This is a genomic window from bacterium (genome assembly GCA_021371935.1).
GTDB lineage: Bacteria > Armatimonadota > UBA5829 > UBA5829 > UBA5829 > UBA5829.
This window is the reverse complement of record JAJFVF010000009.1, coordinates 150,320-173,095: the sequence shown is the minus strand read 5'-3', so window position 1 is coordinate 173,095 and position 22,776 is coordinate 150,320. Positions and strand designations below refer to the sequence as shown.

At 46.0% G+C, this 22,776-nt stretch carries 12 protein-coding genes and 1 riboswitch; of the genes, 4 read left to right on the top strand and 8 right to left on the bottom strand.

What is annotated here, in order from left to right; all coding sequences use genetic code 11:
* Positions 1-85 precede the first annotated feature (85 nt).
* From LLG46_07180 to LLG46_07165, 4 genes are all read left to right on the top strand, one after another.
* A complete protein-coding gene (locus tag LLG46_07180) occupies positions 86-826 on the top strand; it encodes a PHP domain-containing protein (protein MCE5323082.1) in 741 nt (246 codons plus the stop codon).
* 75 nt (positions 827-901) lie between these two features.
* Positions 902-987: riboswitch (cyclic di-GMP riboswitch) on the top strand.
* A 322-nt stretch (positions 988-1,309) separates the two neighbouring features.
* The gene (gene ftsH, locus LLG46_07175) at positions 1,310-3,190 is read left to right on the top strand and encodes an ATP-dependent zinc metalloprotease FtsH (GenBank protein ID MCE5323081.1); all 1,881 of its coding nucleotides are present in this window, start codon (positions 1,310-1,312) and stop codon (positions 3,188-3,190) included.
* Positions 3,191-3,333: 143 nt separating this feature from the next.
* Positions 3,334-6,744 (top strand): N-6 DNA methylase, encoded by a 3,411-nt coding sequence (locus LLG46_07170; GenBank protein MCE5323080.1) that lies wholly within the window; start codon positions 3,334-3,336, stop codon positions 6,742-6,744.
* Positions 6,745-6,967: 223 nt separating this feature from the next.
* The gene (locus LLG46_07165) at positions 6,968-7,420 is read left to right on the top strand and encodes a helix-turn-helix domain-containing protein (GenBank protein MCE5323079.1); all 453 of its coding nucleotides are present in this window, start codon (positions 6,968-6,970) and stop codon (positions 7,418-7,420) included.
* Positions 7,421-7,800: 380 nt separating this feature from the next.
* Here LLG46_07165 and LLG46_07160 read toward each other — a convergent pair whose 3' ends face one another.
* From LLG46_07160 to LLG46_07125, 8 genes are all read right to left on the bottom strand, one after another.
* Positions 7,801-12,006, bottom strand: a complete 4,206-nt coding sequence (locus LLG46_07160; GenBank protein ID MCE5323078.1) for a tetratricopeptide repeat protein — start codon at positions 12,004-12,006, stop codon at positions 7,801-7,803.
* Between the two features lie 321 nt (positions 12,007-12,327).
* Complete coding sequence (locus tag LLG46_07155) at positions 12,328-12,699, bottom strand: hypothetical protein (GenBank protein MCE5323077.1); 372 nt, start codon at positions 12,697-12,699, stop codon at positions 12,328-12,330.
* A 9-nt stretch (positions 12,700-12,708) separates the two neighbouring features.
* Entirely contained in the window at positions 12,709-13,119 is a 411-nt protein-coding gene (locus tag LLG46_07150; GenBank protein MCE5323076.1) for a hypothetical protein, read from the bottom strand.
* Between the two features lie 30 nt (positions 13,120-13,149).
* Positions 13,150-14,034 (bottom strand): RHS repeat-associated core domain-containing protein, encoded by an 885-nt coding sequence (locus LLG46_07145; GenBank protein ID MCE5323075.1) that lies wholly within the window; start codon positions 14,032-14,034, stop codon positions 13,150-13,152.
* A gap of 462 nt (positions 14,035-14,496) precedes the next feature.
* Positions 14,497-14,931 (bottom strand): hypothetical protein, encoded by a 435-nt coding sequence (locus LLG46_07140; GenBank protein ID MCE5323074.1) that lies wholly within the window; start codon positions 14,929-14,931, stop codon positions 14,497-14,499.
* A gap of 152 nt (positions 14,932-15,083) precedes the next feature.
* On the bottom strand, positions 15,084-15,278 hold the full coding sequence (locus LLG46_07135) for a hypothetical protein (protein MCE5323073.1): 195 nt from the start codon (positions 15,276-15,278) through the stop codon (positions 15,084-15,086).
* A 134-nt stretch (positions 15,279-15,412) separates the two neighbouring features.
* Positions 15,413-15,796, bottom strand: coding sequence for a hypothetical protein (locus LLG46_07130; protein MCE5323072.1), 384 nt, complete (start codon positions 15,794-15,796; stop codon positions 15,413-15,415).
* Positions 15,797-15,813: 17 nt separating this feature from the next.
* Positions 15,814-22,776: a right-handed parallel beta-helix repeat-containing protein gene (locus LLG46_07125; protein ID MCE5323071.1), complete on the bottom strand. Its 6,963-nt coding sequence runs from the start codon at positions 22,774-22,776 to the stop codon at positions 15,814-15,816.

The following is a 22,776-nucleotide window of genomic DNA, read 5'->3' as shown; positions in this document are numbered from 1 at the left end:
GATACATTGCGAGGTGCAATCGTTGGCTCTGGTTTACCGTACTCCCGACAAATCCGTACGTGAATGCAAATATTGGTGGTTTGATATGTGGGACCACATTGTGAATGGTGCGCTGAAATGTGCTGGAGAACCACGCATTGTAGTAGGCCGCGATGAAATTGCGATGGACCCCCATATTCACAGCCTGTTTTCTCACTGTTCCATATCGCAGCCGGAAGCGATAATTCTCAGAGCGGTTAAGCTCGGTATTAGCGCCATATGCGTAATGGACCACAACAATATAGAGGGTTCGCGAAATACGGTTGAGTGCTCATACGATCTCAAGAGACGAGGGCTTATACCTGACGATTTTCTTGTCATTCCCGGTGTCGAGGTAAGCAGCGATCATGGCCATATAGGCGCTCTGTTTGTAGACGAAACTCTGCCCATGTCTCAAAGCATTAAGCAGACAGTGGATATTATCCATGACTGCGGCGGGCTGGCGGTGGCTGTTCATCCATATCATTCCACGGGTGTTGGTGAAAGAGTATTCGATGCTCCTTTCGACGCAGTGGAAATAGAGTGTGGAGCAGTTTTCAAGGAAGGGTTGATTAGGTGCAACCATACTCTTGCACATAGTCCAAAACTAAAGTCGGTAACCAAGTTCGGTTCCAGCGACACTCACTACGTAAACGGTGTCGGCACGTGTTACACAGTGATGAAACTGCCCGAGCCGACCCTGGAAGCGGTCAGAGAAGCTATCATAAACGGAGAGTGCTCAGCATACAGTTCAAAGCCGTTTGCGCGATTGAGAAAACTGCTGGGCGGCATCGGAAAACTCGATTAGCTGCAAAAACCCGTAATTGAATCAGTAGCACCTGCATCGAACACGTGGCAAAACTATTGTGGTTAAGCTGGAGGAGACCGATACTGGCAAACCTGTCGAAAGGCAGGGACGCAAAGCCTTGAGCCTACGGCCTTAGTGGCTATGGTGGTCTGGCTGCCGAAACTCCAAGCGTTCCATGTTGACGGAGATTACAGTGAGCCGCAATTTGAGCGTTATGTGGTTTGTATCTCCGCTGACAGGGACTTCGCTATGCGTCTTGGCTGATTGTATGGAAGGCTCCTCTAAGTTTTCGGCGCCGGGGATGGCTGCTCCGGCGCCGTTCCCCTGTACACACCCATGTCAACACTGCTCACCTGCTGATTTGCGGGCGAATATTGGTAGTGGTATAATCGAATAGTGCAATCGATGCGCACCGGAGGAAATGGGTAAGTGAACCGATATATTAAAAACATAGCTGCATTTATATTCATTGCACTCATAATTATGTTCCTGATGGGACGCGATCAGTTGACTCGCTCTATCGCCCCGACAAAAACGGTCGCCTATTCGACCGCCTGGAAACAGGTTGCCGAGGATAAAGTCAAAGAGGGCAAATTTAACAAGGATCAGTTTAGTTATCAGACAAAAGACAAAAAGAAGTATCTGACCAATCTCGACCCGAGCGCTCCGCAGGAGCGTTCCAAGTTCCAGGATCATTTGCGCGAACACAACGTCACGTTCAGCATCGAGAGGCCGTGGATATCCGACGGCATCATGTCTCTCCTATACACTCTATTGCCGCTGGGCTTCATTATAGTGTTGTGGATGCTGTTTATGAGACAGGCTCAGGCGGGCGGCAATCAGGCGATGTCGTTCGGTCGCAGCCGCGCAAAGAAGGTCAATGAAAACGTCCCGAAGATCACTTTCGAGGACGTGGCCGGAGTTGAAGAAGCCAAACAGGAACTCGAGGAAGTTGTCGAGTTCCTCAAAAACGCCAAGAAATTCCAGGCTCTGGGCGCAAAGATCCCAAAAGGTGTCCTGCTTCTGGGACCTCCCGGCTGCGGCAAGACCCTGCTCGCACGCGCAATTGCAGGCGAGGCAGGAGTGCCGTTCTTCCATATCAGCGGCTCAGACTTTGTTGAGATGTTCGTCGGCGTGGGCGCTTCACGTGTAAGGGACCTCTTCGACACTGCAAAGGCCAATCGCCCGAGCTTGATCTTTATAGACGAGATCGACGCGGTAGGCCGCCAGCGGGGCGCTGGTCTTGGCGGAGGCCATGATGAACGTGAACAGACCCTTAACCAACTGTTGGTCGAGATGGACGGTTTCGATCCAAACTCCGGTGTAATTATGATCGCCGCGACAAACCGCCCAGACGTGCTCGACCCGGCTCTGCTCAGACCCGGCAGGTTCGACCGCCGCGTGGTTGTCGACAACCCGGATGCAACGGGCCGTGAAGCAATTCTTAATGTACACATAAAGGGCAAGCCGCTTGCAGATGACGTGAATGTCAATTCTCTTGCGCGCAGGACGCCCGGTTTTTCCGGCGCCGACCTTGCCAACCTGGTCAATGAGGCTGCCCTGCTTGCTGCACGACGGGAGCAGACCAAGATATTCATGGCCGATTTTGAAGACTCCATAGACCGCGTAATCGCCGGTCCCGAGCGCAAAAGCCGCCTGATCAGCGACAAAGAAAAGGAAATGGTTGCCTATCATGAGGTCGGCCACGCCATAGTCGGTGAGCTTTTGCCTAATGCCGACCCTGTGCACAAGGTCTCGATCCTGCCAAGGGGAATGGCTCTCGGTTATACCATTATGCTCCCTGCTCAGGATAAATATCTGACCACGAAGAGTGAGCTGCTGGACGATGTCGCGGGACTACTTGGCGGACGTGTTGCCGAGGAGATCATCTTCAACGAAGCATCGACCGGCGCGCACAATGATCTTGAGCGTGCCACTGAGACCGTCCGCGCGATGGTCTGTGAATACGGCATGAGCGACACCATCGGTCCACTCACGGTCGGCAAACGTCATGGCAACCCGTTCCTGGGTCGTGATGTCATGGAGGACCGCAACTACAGCGATGAGATTGCGCAGCAGATCGACAAAGAAATAAGATCGATAATGGATGCGGCATACGAACGTGCACGCAGCATACTCCTAGAAAACCGCGAGAAGATGGATATGATAGTAAAGGTTCTTCTGGAGAAAGAGACCCTGGAGCGCGAGGAGTTCGAGGCTTTGATGGAAGGCGCCAGCCTTGCGGAGGATTCGGCAGGCCAAACACCCACTGCCGCCACGCCGCATGAATCCGACGGCACTTCAGAAGAAAAAGTGGAGTGCAAGAAAGAGACCAAACCCAGGCTGGAACCCGGCGTGGCCTGATATAGTCTATTCAAGCCCCTTGCTGTTGCGAGGGGCTTTTTCTATTTTACCTATGGCGATTTCCGAATACATATCTTTACAAAGGGATTTTTTGATTCCAAGTCGAACATATCATCGGCGCTTGTTTGTCGCCGGGGGAGTCGATGAATCCATTTGAGACCTATATTCGAGAACTCTACACAGCACACGCAACTGGTGCAAATGTTGCAGAGACTTCGTATTACGGCGCTCTTGCCAATCTCTCAAACGAAATCGGCAAGACACTCAAACCCAAGGTCAATTGTGTAATAAACTTGCGCAATCAGGGTGCAGGCTTGCCGGATGGCGGACTTTTTACACCCGATCAATTGCGCAAGAATTCAGACATAGATACTGTTTTTGATCAAATTCCTTCCCGCGGTGCAATCGAAGTAAAGGGCACATCAGAGGATGTGCTGCATATCTCACAGACCAAACAGGTCAAAGATTACGTGGAGCGTTATGGCCTTGTGTTGGTTACCAATTACAGAGATTTCCTGCTCATTCAGCGCGGCGATAACGGCATTCATACAAATCTTGAGCGCTGCACTATAGCTGATTCGCATGAGCAATTCTGGCGTGAAGCAGCTCATCCGCGGAGTATGGCAGAACGGTATGGCGAACAGTTCATAGAATATCTCAAGCGCGTCATGCAGCGCAATGCCCCTCTTGCCGACCCCAAAGACCTTGCATGGTTTCTTGCTTCATATGCTCGTGACGCCAAGGCGCGGATCGAATCAGCAAAAGACATGGATGCGCTTAAGTCAATTCGTGCTGCGTTGGAAGAGGCGCTAGGTCTTCAGTTCAAGGATGAAAAGGGTGAGCATTTCTTCCGTTCGACCCTGGTTCAGACACTCTTTTATGGCCTCTTTTCTGCATGGGTGCTGTGGTGCAAACAAAACAAAGATAACGCGTCCGCCCGATTTGACTGGCGTATGGCTCAGTGGTCACTGCATGTCCCAATGATCCGGGTACTTTTTGAGCAGATATCCGCACCGTCAAAGCTCGGGCCGCTTCAATTGGAAGACATCATGACCTGGGCGGGTGAGACACTTAACCGTGTTGACCGTGCCGTATTTTTTGATCGTTTCCAGGAGGAGCATGCTGTTCAATATTTCTATGAGCCGTTCCTTGAGGCATTCGATCCCGAACTCCGTAAAGAAATGGGCGTATGGTATACCCCTCCTGAAATCATTGAATATATGGTTGAGCGAGTCGATACCGTTCTCCGCGAGGAGTTGGATATTGCCGACGGCCTTGCCGATCCGAGTGTCTATATACTCGACCCCTGCTGCGGCACAGGTGCATATCTGGTGGAAGTCCTCAAGCGCATAGAAAAGACTCTTAAAAGTAAGCGCAATGATGCCCTGATAGGCCACGATATAAAGAAAGCCGCTACCACCCGTGTTTTTGGTTTCGAGATTCTCCCCGCGCCGTTTGTTATTGCGCACATGCAGCTTGGCTTGTTTTTGCAAGGCTTGTCCGCACCGCTCAAAGAAGATGGTTCCGAGCGTGCCGGGGTATATCTCACCAATGCCCTCACTGGTTGGGAACCTCCACAGGAACCCAAGACCCAACTGCTTTGGCCAGAACTCGAACAGGAGCGTGACGCCGCTGATGAGGTTAAACGTGATAAGCCAATTTTAGTGATTCTGGGGAATCCGCCGTATAACGCATTTGCGGGCACAAGTCCGAAAGAGGAGCAGGGTCTTGTCGAGCCGTACAAGGAGGGTCTGATCTCTGAGTGGGGCATTAAAAAGTTCAATATGGATGACTTGTATATCCGTTTCTTCCGCTTGGCCGAAAGGAGAATTGCGGAGAAAACCGGAAAAGGGATAGTCTGCTACATATCAAATTACTCTTATCTGAGTGATGCATCATACGTGGTTATGCGTCAGCGCTTTCTCAATGGATTTGATTCATTATGGTTTGATTGTATGAACGGTGATAGTCGGGAGACCGGAAAGCTGACCCCTGATGGCAAACCGGACCCAAGCGTTTTTTCTACGCAGTATAATCGCGAAGGCATACGCTTAGGTACCACTATTGGTTTGATGGTCCGCAAAGGTGCAGAAGTTAATAATCAGGCTGTCCGATTTCGGCAGTTTTGGGGAGTTACCAAACGCCAAGATGTCAAAGACAGCCTTGCAAATGCAGACCTTAATGCATACTACCAATTAGCCGAGCCTAAGCCCGAAAACAGATATTCATTCAGGCCGGGGGTTGTGGCGTCGCATTATCGAGCGTGGCCAAGCATGCCTGCTTTTGCAGGTAAATCTGCTTTTGTTGGTCTTGAGGAATGTCGCGGCGGTGCATTGATTGATATTGACAAGGATCGACTGGCTGATAGAATGCGTGACTACTATGATCCAAGTGTTGACTGGAATTCACTCGCTGCCTATGAGACTAAATTGACTATAAGTACACGCTCATTCAATGCAAAGTCTGCAAGGCAAAAGCTACTAAGCACCGAGAGCTTTTCATGCGAACATATTATGCCTTATCTTGTCCGTCCATTCGAGACAAGATATTGCTATTACTCAGCTATTCCTCCACTTTGGAACAGGCCTCGCCCTTCACTATATGAACAGTGCAAGCGAAACAACACTTTTATAATAAGCCGATCTAATGTTCAATCATCACCTGAAGGCGTGCCGATATTTATATCGTCTGGTCTATTCGATAAGCAAACCATTAGCCGCAATCCAGGAGCTTTCCCTGTTTTTATTGCTAATTCTTCTTGCCCATCAACCACAAATATGGATCTTCCTGGAATTTTGTCAGAATGTAAAAATTCAACTGCAAACCTTTCGCCACAAGCGCGTACTTATCTCAGTAGCCTCGGCATCTCCAATCCCGATTCGGATGTTCAAATTGCCGGTTTGATTTGGATGCATGTTCTTGCCATAGGTTACTCGCCTCTGTATCTCAGCGAGAATGCAGACGGCATCCGTCAGGACTGGCCGCGTATACCTCTGCCAAACTCAAAAAACTTGCTTTTCGCCTCAGCCGAACTCGGCACAAAGATTGCCGCACTGCTGGATACTGAAAAGGATGTTCCAGGCGTAACTTCCGGTTCGATCATGCCCGAGCTTCAAAGTATAGCCGTGCTTACGGCGTCCTGTGGAGATTCTCTGAACCCGGACGCCGGAGACTTGGCTCTTACGGTAGGTTGGGGGCACTCTGGCAAAGACGGAGTGACTATGCCCGGCAAAGGCAAGCTCGAATCTAGGGGAGTCTGCGATAAATGCGGTTTCGGCGAGTCTACTTTTGATGTCTATCTCAACAATAAGGCATACTGGAAAAACATTCCCGCCAGGGTCTGGGACTATCATATCGGCGGATATCAAGTCATCAAAAAATGGCTCAGCTATCGCGAGTTCGGCTTGCTCAAACGCCCTCTAAAGCCCGAAGAAGCGCTGGAAGTGACCAACATAGCCCGCCGCATAGCTGCCATACTTCTCTTGGAAACCAAGCTGGATGCCAATTACAATCTTGTCAAAGACAATACCTATCCCTGGCCGCATAACAAATAGAAAACTGAAATTTGTTTATTTGGTATTGAACCAACTCGTAAATAAGTAGTTTTCATTGCTTCGGCCAGCAGCAAATTTTGCACATCATTCCAATCTCCGCCAACCCCCCTGCCGAAGCCTCCGAACGCGCAACCCCAACACCTGACACCATTTGCGTGTTCGCTATTATTGAACAACATTTAGCTGAAACATACCGGCAATTTCACCACATTTTGCCCTGGTTGTGTTGCCATTTTGCCATATAGTCATTCAAGCTCAAAAACCGCATCAATTGTGCTATCCACACAATCCAAAGACACTTGGGGAGCACATAAGAAAACGGCGGTTGGATTTGAGATTGACCCTAAAAGACGTCGAAAGGCTGCTCGATGTATCATATCGCTCAGTATCAGATTGGGAGAAAGGCAAGTTCTTCCCAACAATAAAAGTGATGCCAAATGTAATTGAGTTCCTTGGTTATAACCCATTTGGCGACTGTTCTGCCTTGGATAACGAGGAGAAAATAAGGATGTGCCGAAAACTCCTGGGGCTTAATACAAAGGAAGCTGCAAAGCATTTAGGTGTTACCTCTGCGACTATTTCACTCTGGGAAAACGGCAAAGTCGTTCCTACAAAGAGTAACCAAAAACAGCTTCAAAGTCTGTTTACTTCCGCTTGTCACGTCGGAAAGCCTTGAGAACAATCTGTACTATAGCCTGCCGCTTGAGCTTCTTCTCTTCTTCTTGGAGCGGCACATATTTTAGCTTGACCTTGTAGCCCTTAACTCTGCTTGTCTTACCGGCACTCTTGGCTGCTTCTTCTTCGAAATATAGGACTAAGGCATCAGGCTCGAAGAAGAGTGCTTTTTATAGGTCAGATTCTGTAAGTTTTTTTACAGAGGGTTTTCACCTTGTGTAATGATTATCTATGCTGAGCAAATTATGACAACGCTATAATTTCGAGTTAATTACAGGTAGCTCAGGCACTAGCTTCCGAAAGCTGTCACCATATGCCTGAGCCATCAAACATTTCTCCTGCTGTGCAATCAGTGTTATTTATTGCTCCGATCAGTTGACATCACATAGATGATTCCTTATGCAGTTTCCCATCAGAATCATAGGTGTAATTAATGACAATACCACTACTTGAGAGCTTACGAATCATGTTTCCTGAGCCGTCATATGTATACTGCTCCCAAGTACCATCGGGATAATTGATTTTCTTGAGCTTGTTATTAACGTAGTAGTCGTATGTAGTCTCATGGTTTTCGGGATCTATGAGCCCTGTTTTTCGATTTTGTATGATTGGATCGTATACATATGATACAGCTGCAGAAACTTTTCCGACCGCGTTTGCCGAGTCATGGCTGGCAGCAATTGAGTTCTGAGCACCTCTTTGGCTTACAGTAAGGATATTGTTAACATTACTGGAATACTCAACAATCTCATTATCTATCACAACAGCTCCACTGCTGGACAGAACGCTTCCATCGTTTACAGTAACATTCGTCTGTGTATCATCTATGGGATATAGCAGAATAGTTGATGCGCCTGACTGCACTTCTTTTACTAGACGTCCTTTTGCATCATAGACATAATATACTCGATGTCCATTCTCATCTTCTTCCCATATTTTATGGCAACATGTGTATTCTGTTTTCTTCGTCGTGCTGTCAGGATTGGTTACTTGGGTAACCCGGTCGAGATCATCATATTCATAGTCGGTTTCATTGTCATTAGCATCTATAACCTTTACCCGACGCCCTTTCCCATCGTATCTGTAGCGAGTAAATATTGAATCTATGGAGCCGGTAGAATCAACGGTTAACTGCTCTATCGAGGTTAAGAAACCTCGATTCTCCGTTTCCTGGTTATATGTTTCATCATAGTGAAAAGCCTGGCGGTTGAATGCAGAAACGCGGTCATCAACGCTGGCATTATATGTTGTCGAGTTCAGAACCGCTCGTGTCAGACCAGTAAGCTTATTGTAGGTCGCATCCTTGTTGCTATAGGCAATGATTTCTGTGCCGACGCGAACCAATCCGCTTGTTGGAAAGCCTGACACATCATTTAGGTATATCTCAGTGCTGATCGGTGCAGTGGCAAGAGTGTTATGCATAATGTATGTATCTGTATATGCGGGCTTTCTGTCGAACAAATAGGAAGTCTCGCTCTGAGGCAGCGTCATTGTCGGATTGTCAGGATCTGTAATCTCCGTTTTGGTAACAAGGCCATAAGAATAGTCCATTTTATGCACATACTTGAGAAGACTCAAAGTGTTGCTGTCGTAACATTTGACTTCAGTGAGGTCCTTCGTGTTGGGATCATATGTATTGACCCACTTGTTACCCCGTGTGTCGTATTTCGACACTATTCTATGATCATCAAACTCGTATGTAGAACCATCTCCAGTTCCGGCTGTTGCAGTCCTGTTTTGGTGTTCATCATAGGTGTATCCAACTGAATTTCCTTCTGCATCTGTCATTGAGGCGACAAAATTATACCCGCTACTTCCACCAGAGCTATTAAACCAGTATTGTTTGGCAATTCCACCGGTCCACACCTGTGCGTTGATATCATAAGTAGTCGGATAATGATACAGCCATTCTTCCAGCTCACTATTGATTGCGTATCCCCAGGTCGGCTTATCATCTGAACTATAAATGTCAGGCCAACTCTCACCAGGGCCACGTTCATAGGTAGCCCAGAGTTCTGTGCCCGGAGTAGCACCGTAGTCATTCCATCCCATAGTATGATATGCAAAGAATGTCTTCATAGATGGTGTCTCGATCGCACCGATGGACGGTATAGCATATTCAACATATGTCCCAGCAACATGTGCACTCGGATTTATTCTCGTAATTTGATTAAGTGTATTCGCTTGATAATCAATGCTATTATATTTCACGACCTCACCGAAAACTCCGCCGATCTTGACCCAGCCGGTGTATGGAAGTCCCTCGGTAGATGCAACCTGTAAATTCCCCCCACTGCTTGGGCTTTGCGCCGATATTGCGTCTGATAGTGTTGTTCTGGCGTTTGTGCCATGTACCACGCCATAAGGATCAATTCTTGATGTAACGCCTGCAGCATCTGTGCTTTCTATCAAAAAACCTTCAGGACTATATGTAAAAGTAGCCTGGGTGGGACTCTGAGGATCATCCGGAAGTGTAATGCTTGTCACTCGCTCACTGCTGTCTTGCCCTTGGGTCCCTATGATAGTGTCTTGACCGTTGGCATCCGTAATGGATTCAATTACACCAGTGCTTTGATTGTAATTCATAGTCAGGCGAAGAAGTCGTGTTACAGGATCAGTTGCAACTGCAGCTATCTTGCTCGTACCCTGAGCGCCTCTTGTAATATTCATAATCGAATTGCCGGATATTGCCGTGTATGTGATTATCTCACTTTCGTCGGAGCTGTTTGTAATCATTATTGCACCCTTGGATGCAAGTTGAGATGCGCTTGTCAGAGCTATCGAACCACCATCTATCGGCTGCGATGTACTGATACTTGAACCAAGGGTTGTCACAGGCGGCCCGATAGGATCCTCAATGATCTGTAGTCGCCCCTGCTGAGTGGTTATCGGCTCGTTGGCAGACAGATAATAGTATTTGGTTCCGTTCCTTAGTGTAATAACAACAATTCTGCCCATGATTGTATCATCCATGGGCTGTCTCATATCAACATCTATAAGCTCGCCATAGATACCTGAACTGGTGACATACTTAAGGCTGGATGTATTCCACTGATAATCCAGTTCTCTTGTATCTTCACGATGTACCTGCAAATCGTTTATAGAATAATAGACACTCTGATCTTGGCTATTCATATCAACGCTTATAGGATTTGCACCGCGAGTGATATTGTTGAAAGAGTTTTCTGATGTTGAGGTGTATTTAATTACCTCGGCGTTAGTGCCGTCAGTCACAACCACAGCTCCGCTCGTCGGAAAGCCGGAGATCGACATAACACTCAGACTACCATTATTGGCAGGTGATGAAGAAGTGATTGAAGCTGAAAGCTTTGTGCTTACTCCATTTGAGCTTGGCAAAAAGTATACTTTTGAATCAAATATGCTTTTGCTGCCGCTGCCGAAGATGCCCGAGCTTGAATAGTCGTTGTCATAATTTATCGTAAAGCTCGGCGATGGGCCGCGCCCCGGATTATACCATATCGGTGTATCAGTTACTTTTATCACCTGCTGAAGCAGCCAGACATCATGGGTAGGTCTACCCCTCGAGACAATTTCACCACAGCCCGAAGGACCGCAAGCGCTACTACCACCATCACTACTACCACCCTGGCTTGCGCCACCTGGACAGGTAGCACAACCACCTCTGCCACTTGGAACACCACAGCAGCCTCCCAGTGTTTCAAGTGATGTTGCCAGGTCAAGGGACTGTAGGTCAGACGATGTATCGAATGTGAGAGCCTTACCTGTCCATTTGACACTAAGATCAGACAGCGAAATAAGATATTCGCCCTTTATAGAATCCTTAACTCGAACCATGCCATTTTTTATGCTTAGCACGGCAATAAAGTGATTTGTATTTACATGGCCTATTACAGGCAGCTTTGCCTGTTTGAGCTGGTCTATTGTCATCTCAACAGCTTTGGCATCAACTCCAAGCGACGCCGATTCATATTGCAGCTTATAAAATGAATCACCCTCCGGGTCAGGAACGAAAGCTTTTGCCTTTGCAGCTTCATTATCTTTACCCATTGCTTCCAAGCATGCGGCCAGGGCCACAGACCCGCAATTGATCCGCATTAGTCTGGTCTCTTTTTCGCTAACAGAATATTTGAGTTTTTCATTAAGATATTTGTATTGATCCCAAGTCATTGGGCAACGCAAAGCAGCATTATACATATTGACAGCTTCGCTGTAATCGGCCGTTGCCTCGGCAATATTACCGAGCCGCAGATTGCACTTGACTCCGATCTCATCATTTGGATGCTCTGCAAGCAAGTTATTGAAAATCGTTTTTGCCTCATCGTATTTTTTTTGATATACGCACAGACAACCGATGTGCATCACTGCTTCGGCAGCCCAGCGGCTGTCCGGGTAGTCCTGCACAAACTTCTGGAGGAGATTTGCGCCTTCTTCATAACGATGCTGATACCACACCCGCATAGCGTTATTGAACTCTTTGTCTTCCCTGTCAATGACCCTATTGTTTGTGGGAGTGATCTTTTCATCCACTGCCAACAAAGAGCCAGCAGACTGCAAAATAAATGCACATGATACAATAAGCACAAAAACCAATGACCTGAGATTCATTTCATTCTCCTCTCTTTTTTTATATAGCTATATCTTGATGGGGTGTAACCCCGGCATCGCAGTTCTTCCATTTCATTGCGTTATATCGGGTTGTATTGATAGGCTTTCTTCTTCGGCATTATGCCTCCCCGTTTCGGGAACAAGGAAGCTGTTTCAAAACTAGATTAGCCCAATCGTTAAGAAACTAGCAAAGCGAGATTGACCAGGAATCTGCCTCGCAGCATTTACAAGGCATTTTGGGTATGTCAAAATTTGCTAAAAACTGGTCCTTTGATACTTGTGAGATGGCTTCCAAGTTCTCAAAATACCGAAATGTCATGATTAAAATCTACGCGCAATAAAATTACATCTGACATGGTCATTACGGTCGATATATACATAGGCACAATATCGTATTTTTTTGTAAATCAATACTTTCTCGCCAGCATTAATCTTATCTGTAGGAATTGGATGATAATCTTTGAAAACGAAAACTGCACCACGCTCCTCAATCAATGTTGGTTTACCCAAATAAAAACGCACATCTTTTTCATTAAGACCAACTGTACTTCCTGAAAGTAAATTGTATAGCTCGCTTAATGAAGCTGACCATATAATTTGTACAGCTATTGCAAGAACAATAATCACAAAAAAGGCAAAACGCAATGAACGACTAGAAGTTAGCATTTTCCAAACCGGCATTTTCTCTACCAAGTCCCTTCCTCATATTTCTCGTATTAATGCGACTGTGTCTACCTGGCAATTACTTTTATTGAATACAACGTAAACAGAATAACCATACATCAAATCAGAATCATATATCCATATCTTCCCTGCCTGCTGCAGGTGTAGTTCCGGCCAAGTTGTTTCTTGAAATCCAGCAATAACATGACTGGGGGCGCCGAGAAGCGCACGTGTATCACGAGTATTTAATCCAACAACACCTAAATAAGAAGCATATGCACTGAGTTTCTGGAGTTGTAACGGACCAAGTATAATGTACAAGGCAACACCTAATGTAGCGCAAAGTACCAATAAATATTTAGGCAACCGCACTACAGAAAACACATGTGCAATGCTAATTGCTATAAGCAGCATCGTGCAACAAATGATAACTACAGCAGCTATAAACATCAATTTACTGATCCTCACTAAACAAACATGTTAGTTCGCAGGCGTATAGTCCAACATCCCATCACCCCAAGCTTGCTGGCAAAGATCCGTGCATGATTTACAAGGATCGCCATAACTACCTAATCCATCACCAACAGCATCATAAAAAGCTGCAGCATCCCACCACGGATTATTAAAAGGACCAAATAGCCATTGTAATTCCTCGAATAGTCCTTCCAGTATTTGAGAATCACCATATGATAATCCAGGACACCTTGCCAATTCACAAGTCAGAGTGCAATGAGCCATATTATTGTTATGGCCATCTCTCCACCCTTGCCCTGTACCAATTGCATTTGCAAAACACGGTGAATCAATCAAGGTCATTATCCACGCCGGTACAAAAGGTACCCACCACTTCACAAGTCCAGTTGGATCAATGCGCATAACTGGATTGTTTCCAGCATATTCATAGAGGTTTATTCCACCCCTATAACCTAATGGGTCTCTACTTGTGAATCGGCCAACCTCTGGGTTATAATATCTTGCTTTCAGGTAATATATGTTGATCGAATCCAAGCTATAGCGGTACTGTCCCGCAAAACCAAAACTTTCCGCAATGCCATTAATCGGATTGCCGAATGCATCATATGCAGCCGCCATTTGAACAATCGAGTTTGCATTTGCAATAATCCGTGTGCTACCAAGGCAATCAGCATAGAAAACCATATAGGCTGTCCCTGAAATCTTAATAGGTAACCATGGTCTTGCGTACGAAGTCACATTTGTTGTCGATATCTCTTCGACAACTTCACTAACATCCAGTAAATAATCAGTCGGTGTACCACCACTAGGTGTTTTCCTCACTCGCATCCCATATCCATCATATCCATACTCAACAGTTGTCTCGCCAGTCTTCTGCCACTTGGTCATCATATTCCTGAATCCCCAGGTATAGGTGGTGACATCAGTAAAATCTGTCGTGGCTGTTCTTATGTTTCCCGCGCCATCATATTTATACAACGTCGTGCTGGAACCGGTAACTGAAAAACATATAGTCAGAATCTATGCGCAATAAAATTTGCAGTCACTCGATCAGATTTGCTTATGTAAATGTATGCGCAATAACGAAAGCGTTTATAGATTAGGATTTTCCCTTGGTGTTCCGCTTTTTGTGATGGAATAGGATAAAATCCCGGCAAATGTGGAACAGAATCATGCGCCACATCCACAGGAGCACCAAGTTTATTACGCACATCCTTCTCCCTAAGCCCCACAGAACCACCTGACATCAGCTCATATAATTCAGACAGCGTTGCTATCCAAGCCCACTGTATAATTATAATGAGCATTATTATAGCTAAAATGACAATACGTAATTTCCTGTCTGACAATGGTCTATCTAGAATTGATGTGTTGGTCATTATCGTTGAAATAGCGCGCAGAAAACACTGCGCTCACATTACCTTTCTTAGATATAAATATGCAAAATGTACGCGACGCAATTCTTGGACCGTCGTTATACAACCATACTTCTTCCTGCTTATAAACAGGACAAAATGATGTCCCAGCCGGCATTACTTTGTCTGGCTCTCCTAATTGCGTAACAACATCATGACGGTGCAATCCACTCACTGAAATGTACGGCGCGTACCATTTAAGTTCATTCAATGGTCCCAAAATTAGACCTATGTATAGCAACATGGCAATGGGTACGGTTACAAGCAGAACGCATCCTGACATCTTGATCAAATCGAGTAACTTAGCAAGATATAATGCCAGCACACCGAAGAAAGCCACCAACAAAACTAACGGCATAATAATATTGACCATAATATTCACCTTATATGCTGACTGCCTCAACACACGCTTCATCACAGTCTACACAGATGTCTTGTCCAAGAGATGCGCCGAGGTGATTCCATACTTTTATTAACATACACCACAACCACGGTCGCTAAGACGTATGCTTGCTATCATCCTTATTAAGTCGGCACATATCTGACAGCAACCACAAGTCCATGTGTGTCGATATACACATATGCAGCACAACTTGGCCACTGGCGATATTCCCATATGTAAGCCGCATCTTTAGAAGTGCGTGAACGCCCTATTGTTTTGGCAGTTGGAGACCCCGCCAGCTTTACTAGATCATCGTCCATAATGCCGGGTCTAATCATTGGTATTGTTCTATACGCCATTTCTTGTCTTGAAGGATACACTTCCAAAAGAAGGTATTGGCCATAAACAAGATAACACTCATATAGGATGCCAACCAAAACTAACGTGAACAATGCATATAAGCCTATCAACTTCATCTGCTTCTCCAATTCTCACGCGGCACCACATAAGAGGTCTGTACTGTTCCCGATGGAGACATATAAACATAAACCACAAAAGCATCTTTAGAAAAAAACCAAACAGTTGAATTCTGAACTGGGCGGGTTGGAACAAATACTCCTGGATTGCTGAGTGTGAGTTCCAAGTTGTTTCTGTAGATATCGTTTGGTTTTCCTAGCCACCTGTGGACATCTTCTTGTGCCTGTCCTACACCTGTCATAGTAAGTAATAGCACTGCTTCGTGGCGCTGGCGTTCCATTTCATGGGTTTTCCACGCAACAGGCTGACTTGGCAATAGTCCAACTGTAAGTCCGATAAAAAAACACAATAAGAGAAGACCAATTTGTTTAGTATTCAACACGGAATAATTCTCCTTTATCCTGGGTTGTTGGGCAAAGTGGATGTTGCAATTTCACATGCACAAGAACATGGCATTCCAGATGCACCGAGGCCTGCTCCTATACTGTTGGCTATATTGTCATACATATCATTATCCCAACTATATATTTCGCCTATTAGAGCAAGAATATCTTTTATTGATTTACCTATTGGCGGTACGCATCTTTGTAAGATTGAACATGCAGAATAACAATGCGCCAACTTGTCGTTTGTGCGATGCATTTCAGTCGCCTCTTCTATGATTTTATTAATGCATTTCATAAAATGCAACCATTCAAACGTCGTTTCACCCCAGCCAGGTAAAGGTATATATATATTTCCAGTTGGATCAACGTTATTTGCTGGATTGCCGTCACAGTATATGTACAGATTATATCCAGCAACGTCACCAATTGTGTCACGTGCTGTGAACGAACCATGAATGGTGTTATAGTACCTGGCCTTGATATAATATAGACCCGTGGCATCGGAATAATATCTGTATTGTCCTGCAAATCCAAAACCATCACTAGAATAAGCACCGTATTCTGCCTCCAGATTGCCATAAGCGCTATAGACTCCAGCTTCGATTACAGTCTGAGTTCCATTAGTTATAGCCCTTGTGCTGCCCAGACCATCGGCATGATAGATTGTTCGAGTTTCACCGGATATCTGGCTAATCAATCCTGGTCCTACGTAGGTTGTAGAAGTTGATCCGGTAATCTCTTCAGCAATTTCCTTTCGATCAAGCAAGAATCGTGTAGCCGTACCGCCGTCTGGGACTACTATTACTCTCATCCCATATCCATCATATCCATACTCAACAGTCGTCTCGCCAGTCTTCTCCCACTTGGTCATCATATTCCTGAATCCCCAGGTATAGGTGGTGACATCAGTAAAATCTGTCGTGGCTGTTCTTATGTTTCCCGCGCCATCATATTTATACAACGTCGTGCTGGAACCGGTAACTGATGAGGTCAATTTATTCGCAGCATCGTAGAAGTAGGTGGTCGTTGTCGCGCCATCCACCATCGAAGTGCGGTTGCCCGCAAGATCGTAATAGTAGGACTTGCTGTAAGCTTCACTGCCGGTCCGAACCTCGCTTGTGAGGCGATACAGATCATCATAAGAATATGTCACCGCTGACTGTATGCGGCTGTCGTCAGGCTTCAGAATATTTTCCGTAACAGACGTCCGCGTTCCATTGTTACCGACACTGGCCGTATCATAGCCATATGTGAAGCTGCCGATTATGGTTACATCGTCCGATTTCATATGAGTGATATTGGTGAGCCAGTACCTGGCATCATCGTATGTATAAACACTATACGTGTTGTTCGGATATGTAATGCCCGATACCAACCCCATATTGTTATAGGTATATTTCGTCTCGCCGTCAAGCTGGTCAGTTACCTTCGCAAGCTGCCCGAGGTCCGTATAGTCATATTTAGTCGGATGAGTGAATGACGGAGAAAGACTCACTGTAACCATCCTGGTGCGGTTACCCTTCAAGTCATAACCACTCTTATCGCCATTTGACCCATGTTTGTAGATTACTTCCTGACCATCCCACTCTTGCATGGCGGATGTCAGGTGCGTCTTAATTAGCCTGTTCAACCCATCGTAATAGTATGTTGTCGTTCCACGCCAATCGACCATAGTCTCAAGGTTTCCATATCGATCATACGTATACTCCGCAGTGCCTGTTTCGGTCTGACCCGCATCTGATGCGTTCGTATGGACTGTGAATGTATGTATTTCCCATTCGGTCTCAGATGACTTCTTCAGGTAGGCATGATACGTGCCGGACGAAAGCTCCGTGGTGCATGTCAAATGATCGTCACCCGTAACGCTTCCGCTCCAATACTGAGTTTGGCCATTTTCTGATGTCACCTTAGCCTGGAATGTGTCACCCGACTCCGAAGCACTGTCATATCTCCAACTTATCAGCGGTGTCACATCCCAGATTGTGGACTCATCGACAGGCGTAATGATTCTGGTCGGTGCCACTCTGAACTTAAGCCCATGAGGACTCCACGGACTCCATGAATCCGGATTGGACTCGTAATTCTCATCATTGGTGACTCTTACAAAAGCATAGTAATCTATCCCGGCTTGTAGAGTCATCCACTCATCGTCTGTCTCCGGCCACTGCACTGTATTAGTCGAATTCTGCAGTATTGGACATGTCCCATCAGGATTGTCTTCCGTTCCGATTGAAAGTTGTATGAACTGGTGACTGCTCTGGACAGAACCATTTACTTCGTTTTTAAGATTGATAGGATCAGTAAACACAATTATTGGATATGCCGATTGCACGATCTGGTTTAGTGTTGGTGAAGTGATTGTTGGGCCAACTTGGAGGTCTGCATTCTGGCGCAGCCTTACGAGCCTTACGTCTTCATTCTCTTGGTCATAAGTTTCAATTTCGGTGCTTGCGCACAATCCGGTAATCTTTACGCCGCTTCCCACATCACAGACGGGCAAACTATCAGCCATCCAACTGTAGTCTACTCTTATACCTTCAGCGCATACTCCGTTATTGAGGCCGTTACCGTCCGTAGGGCATGAATTCCCTTCAGAATCTAGACCAAGACCTCTCACACTCGTATCATCTACATAAAGGAATTTATTTACCGTATCTTTGTACGTTACGAAATAGTACCAGCCACCTAAATTGATGTCTGATGGAGATACGAGCTTACCCTTTAATGCACTACCACCAACAGGACGGGTTACTCCCGGCATCGTGATTCCATTTATAACCAGATAGGAGTTGGGAGCAATATGGAAGAGATCTGTAACACGCTCAACAGAAAACTGATTGCTGGCACTCGTAACGGCATAGTAATAGTCATACTGATCGCTAAGGTCAATCACCATTACGCGCTCGCCGCCAATGGTGGTCATTCTGCCTTTGATCGACACATAATCTTCAGGCTGGCAAGATGCAGGTGTACCGTTTTCAAAATCAACACGAAGACCATAATATTTAGTAGTATTTACTCTTCCCGGACTGCTATCATATACATACATGTGGTATTCGCCGTTGGCATTGAACTGCGAAGTACCAGCGGTCACGATCAGATTGTTTAGTGTGCAGCTTACAATCTCACCATCTGCACACCTGAGCGCATCCTCTATGGTTGGAGTGGAGCATCCTACGGTAACTTCTGCAACAGCCACATCGCTTTCATTTCCTGCACCATCAATAGCTTTGATGTAGAAGTAATAAGTATGCCCAGACTGAAGATTCAAGCCTGTCTTTCTGACACAATAACTGTAATGGTCCTCATCGCAAGTTACTCCATCCGAAGTCCAGTCGACTATATAGGTGCTTGGAGGATATGAAGCCGATTCACCTATGGCATATTGGCATTCGGTAGCAGCATCCGTATTATATACACTCCACGTTGCATATAGCTGAGACGTGGAGCAGGTGCAAGAGTTTGATGATACACCTTCTGGATGAACTGAGGCTACTGTTGGGGGAACTGTATCAACGTATTCTACTGCTCCCATATCTACAAGATCGCTTCCCCGCTTTGTATCAAACTTCCTTGTCTGCCAGAATATATCGACCAGGATGGAGCCAGCTGCGGTATCGTCACCAGCATCAATACATGGAGACAGAACAGTGAGGTTGTAATAACCATAATTATCGAACAGTGGGTCAAGGGAGATATTCCCATTACCAGTAGGCTCTGCCATATCACCTGTGTAGTTATCTGCCACTACCCAATAATCGCCATTTCGAGAAACACAGTTATTTTCAAATGTTGGGAATGTGGTGCCAACAGTATGAATGCCGGATAGTAAGTTATCACTAATTATGTTATTCGCCACAAGTCCTGTACAATGGTCGAGGTACAAACCACCACCATACATGCTCGTCCGATTGGCTGCAACTGTATTGTTTACAAAAGTCAGTTCTGTATTTGAACACCAAACCGCCACAGCGTCTATTGTAGAATCATTGCTGAGTATGAGATTGTTTGTAATCACGGGTGACGCATAGCTGCAATAAATCCCACCACCATAGCATGCATCCTGAAAGGAACCACTATTATAGATGTAATTATGTGATATCGTGGGAGAAGCCTGATTACAAAATATAGCGCCGCCGTAATATGCTCCTCCGTTGTATGTACCTATTCCCCTTGATATACTGAATCCATCTATGACAGTCGTACTAGTTGCGCCAGATTCAACTGTTATTGTGCTGCCTTGACCTGGGGAGAGATAAGTCGGTATCAAATATTCATGTGTGTATCTATCTTCTTTTGAAGTGTCTCCATACGAAAAACCACCATACAATTTCACACCAGAAGTGAGTATAATGCATTCACAATAGCTGTCACTATCTACCCATACCTCATCACCAGACTGCGCAGTATCTATCGCATCCTGGATATTATGTAGAGCATGATCCCAACCGATACCAGATGTGTTATCACCGGAATTGCTGACACAATACACTTGCTCGCCATTACCGAGTAAAATAGTGTCGGAATACGTACTTGAGATATTGCTAATATAGTTCTTAAATCTTGCATACACTGTCCGAATACCATTTGGTCCTTCTGCCAGTGCCCATTGTTTTGTTCTTGTGTATGCCTCCCAAGGTTCAGTGTCAAATACACCATCATTGCTGATTTGCATTTGATCTATACCGCTTCCACCATCGGTTGCCGACAAACTGAGCACAACATTTATGCTGCTGGTCGTTTCATCACCAGAATTGACTAGTATACTTCCTGTTGGTACGGAGTCACTATATTCATCTGCACCAATGTCAACTGTTCCATTAGTAGGCACTATACGTGGCCCGCCATCAAATTCTATACTTGGTATTCCCGCCGCGGTATTCAAGCCGTTGTTGATGCAATTTGAAGTGGACGAAAGATGATAGTTGCCTGCTGAAGTGTTGACGAACCCCGGGACGCTGGTAATGTTAGTCGTATTCCAGATGCCGGTGGGATAACAAGCCGTAGTGTTGCCGTAGAAGTCGTTATTATACAGCGTCGGCAGCGAGGAACCGGAACCGTCGCAATATACGCCATAGCCGGTGTTGCTTGCAATAATATTATTATTGATGGATGCCGGGCAGTAATAGCAATATATCCCAGCCTTGCTGTAGATATCCGAATTATTGACTATCGTATTGTTCGTCAGCGCAGGTGCAAGGCTTGTTGAAACGCCGTTTCTGGAAATATACACACCGCCGCCATTGGTGTTTTGATATATCAGGTTATTCGTAATGGTCGGATAAGCAAGTCTGCAGCCTATGCCACCGCCGCCGAACGGATCCTTTTCTGTGTCATAATCACAAGTGTTGTGCCGTATGATATTATTGGATATATCAGTAAATGAACCCTGACCGCAATATATTCCGCCGCCACAGATGTGAGAGTCATTGTATTCGATGATATTGTTCGATATGCGTGTGGAGGCAAATTTACATCGAATGCCCGCACCAAGGTCATTGTCACCATTTACTACCGAAAACCCATCAATACAATTGACCATATGACCCACAAAGTCTGCGCATACAACCGGATCGCTGCCATACGATCCATCTATTGTCGTAGTGTAACTTTGCCAGTCTCGCTGAGATAGCTGTGTCTCACTATTGTGAAAACCGCCATACAGATACACATAGGCATACAGTGTCAGGTTCTCATCATATGTCTCATCCTTGACCCATACTTCACCGCCCTGCCGCGCCGCCACATCGATTGCAGCCTGGATAGTAGCTTTTGGAGTAGTCCATGACAGTCCGTCATTGTTGTCGCTGCCGTTTGCATCCACCATGGCAATGACCTCAGGACCCGTCTGGGAATATGCATTCGAATAGTACTCGTCAGCGCCGATATCGACATAATTGCCAGTCTTCCTTGCCTCGCCATCGATGTCATAGCCGGATGTGCCGGCATTGTCATCACCACCATCGATGCATGGCGAAATGCCGGATATATGGAGATTGCCATATTCGAAATCAATAAGCTCTGGATCATCATCAATGTCGCCAGTGCCTGCAGATAGCCCCGAGTAAGCATAGGCGACATTCCCATAGACGCAATTGCAACTGAGTGAGGGTGTGCCGGAAACGGCTATTATCCCTGACGAGTTGTATGCAACTATGTTATTGGACAGTATTGGAGAACCGTAGATGTATATACCGCCGCCATCCAAGCAGGAAAAGTTCGACACAACTGTATTGTTTACAATTGTCGCACTACCGCTGCAATAGATGCCGCCGCCATTACCATATCCGCCATTGCCACAGATGAAATTGCCTCTTACAGTCGAGTCACTGCAGCAATAGACACCAGGCCCTTTGTTGCCGCGTATGATGTTGTTCTTTACACTAGCTGCGGCATACGTGCCACAGAAAACACCGCCACCTGTGTTGTTAATTATCACATTGTATTCGATAATGGGGCTTCCGGTTGATGCGTATACACCATACGAATTGTTACGCTCTATACGATTGTGGCTTATTATCGGAGAAGACGAAGTGCATACTATGCCACTCCCGAGGTTTGGTTTGTTCTTAATGGTGAAGCCATCGATCACAGTCGCATTCGTGATCCCAGACAATGAATATACAACGGGACCACCGGTATTGCTGCTGATAATTGTCTCATTGGAAATTGACCCTGACGGCGGACAAGCGCCTCGAGGAGTCCGGCTCGTCTCATCGCCTGCAAAGCCACCGTAGATGCAAACTCCCTCTTGCAATGTTAGCTGTTCTTCATACGTGCCCGCCGCAACCCAGACCTCATCGCCACTTGTGGCATTGTCAATTGCCGTCTGTATAGACGATCTGGCATTGGTCCAGCTGGACCCATCACCGCTTCCGTTTGGCACAACGTAGTGAACATCGGAAAATGCAGACTGAATAAAGATCAACCACGCAAAAGAAGATGCAATAAGCAGTATGGTTATACGTCTCAT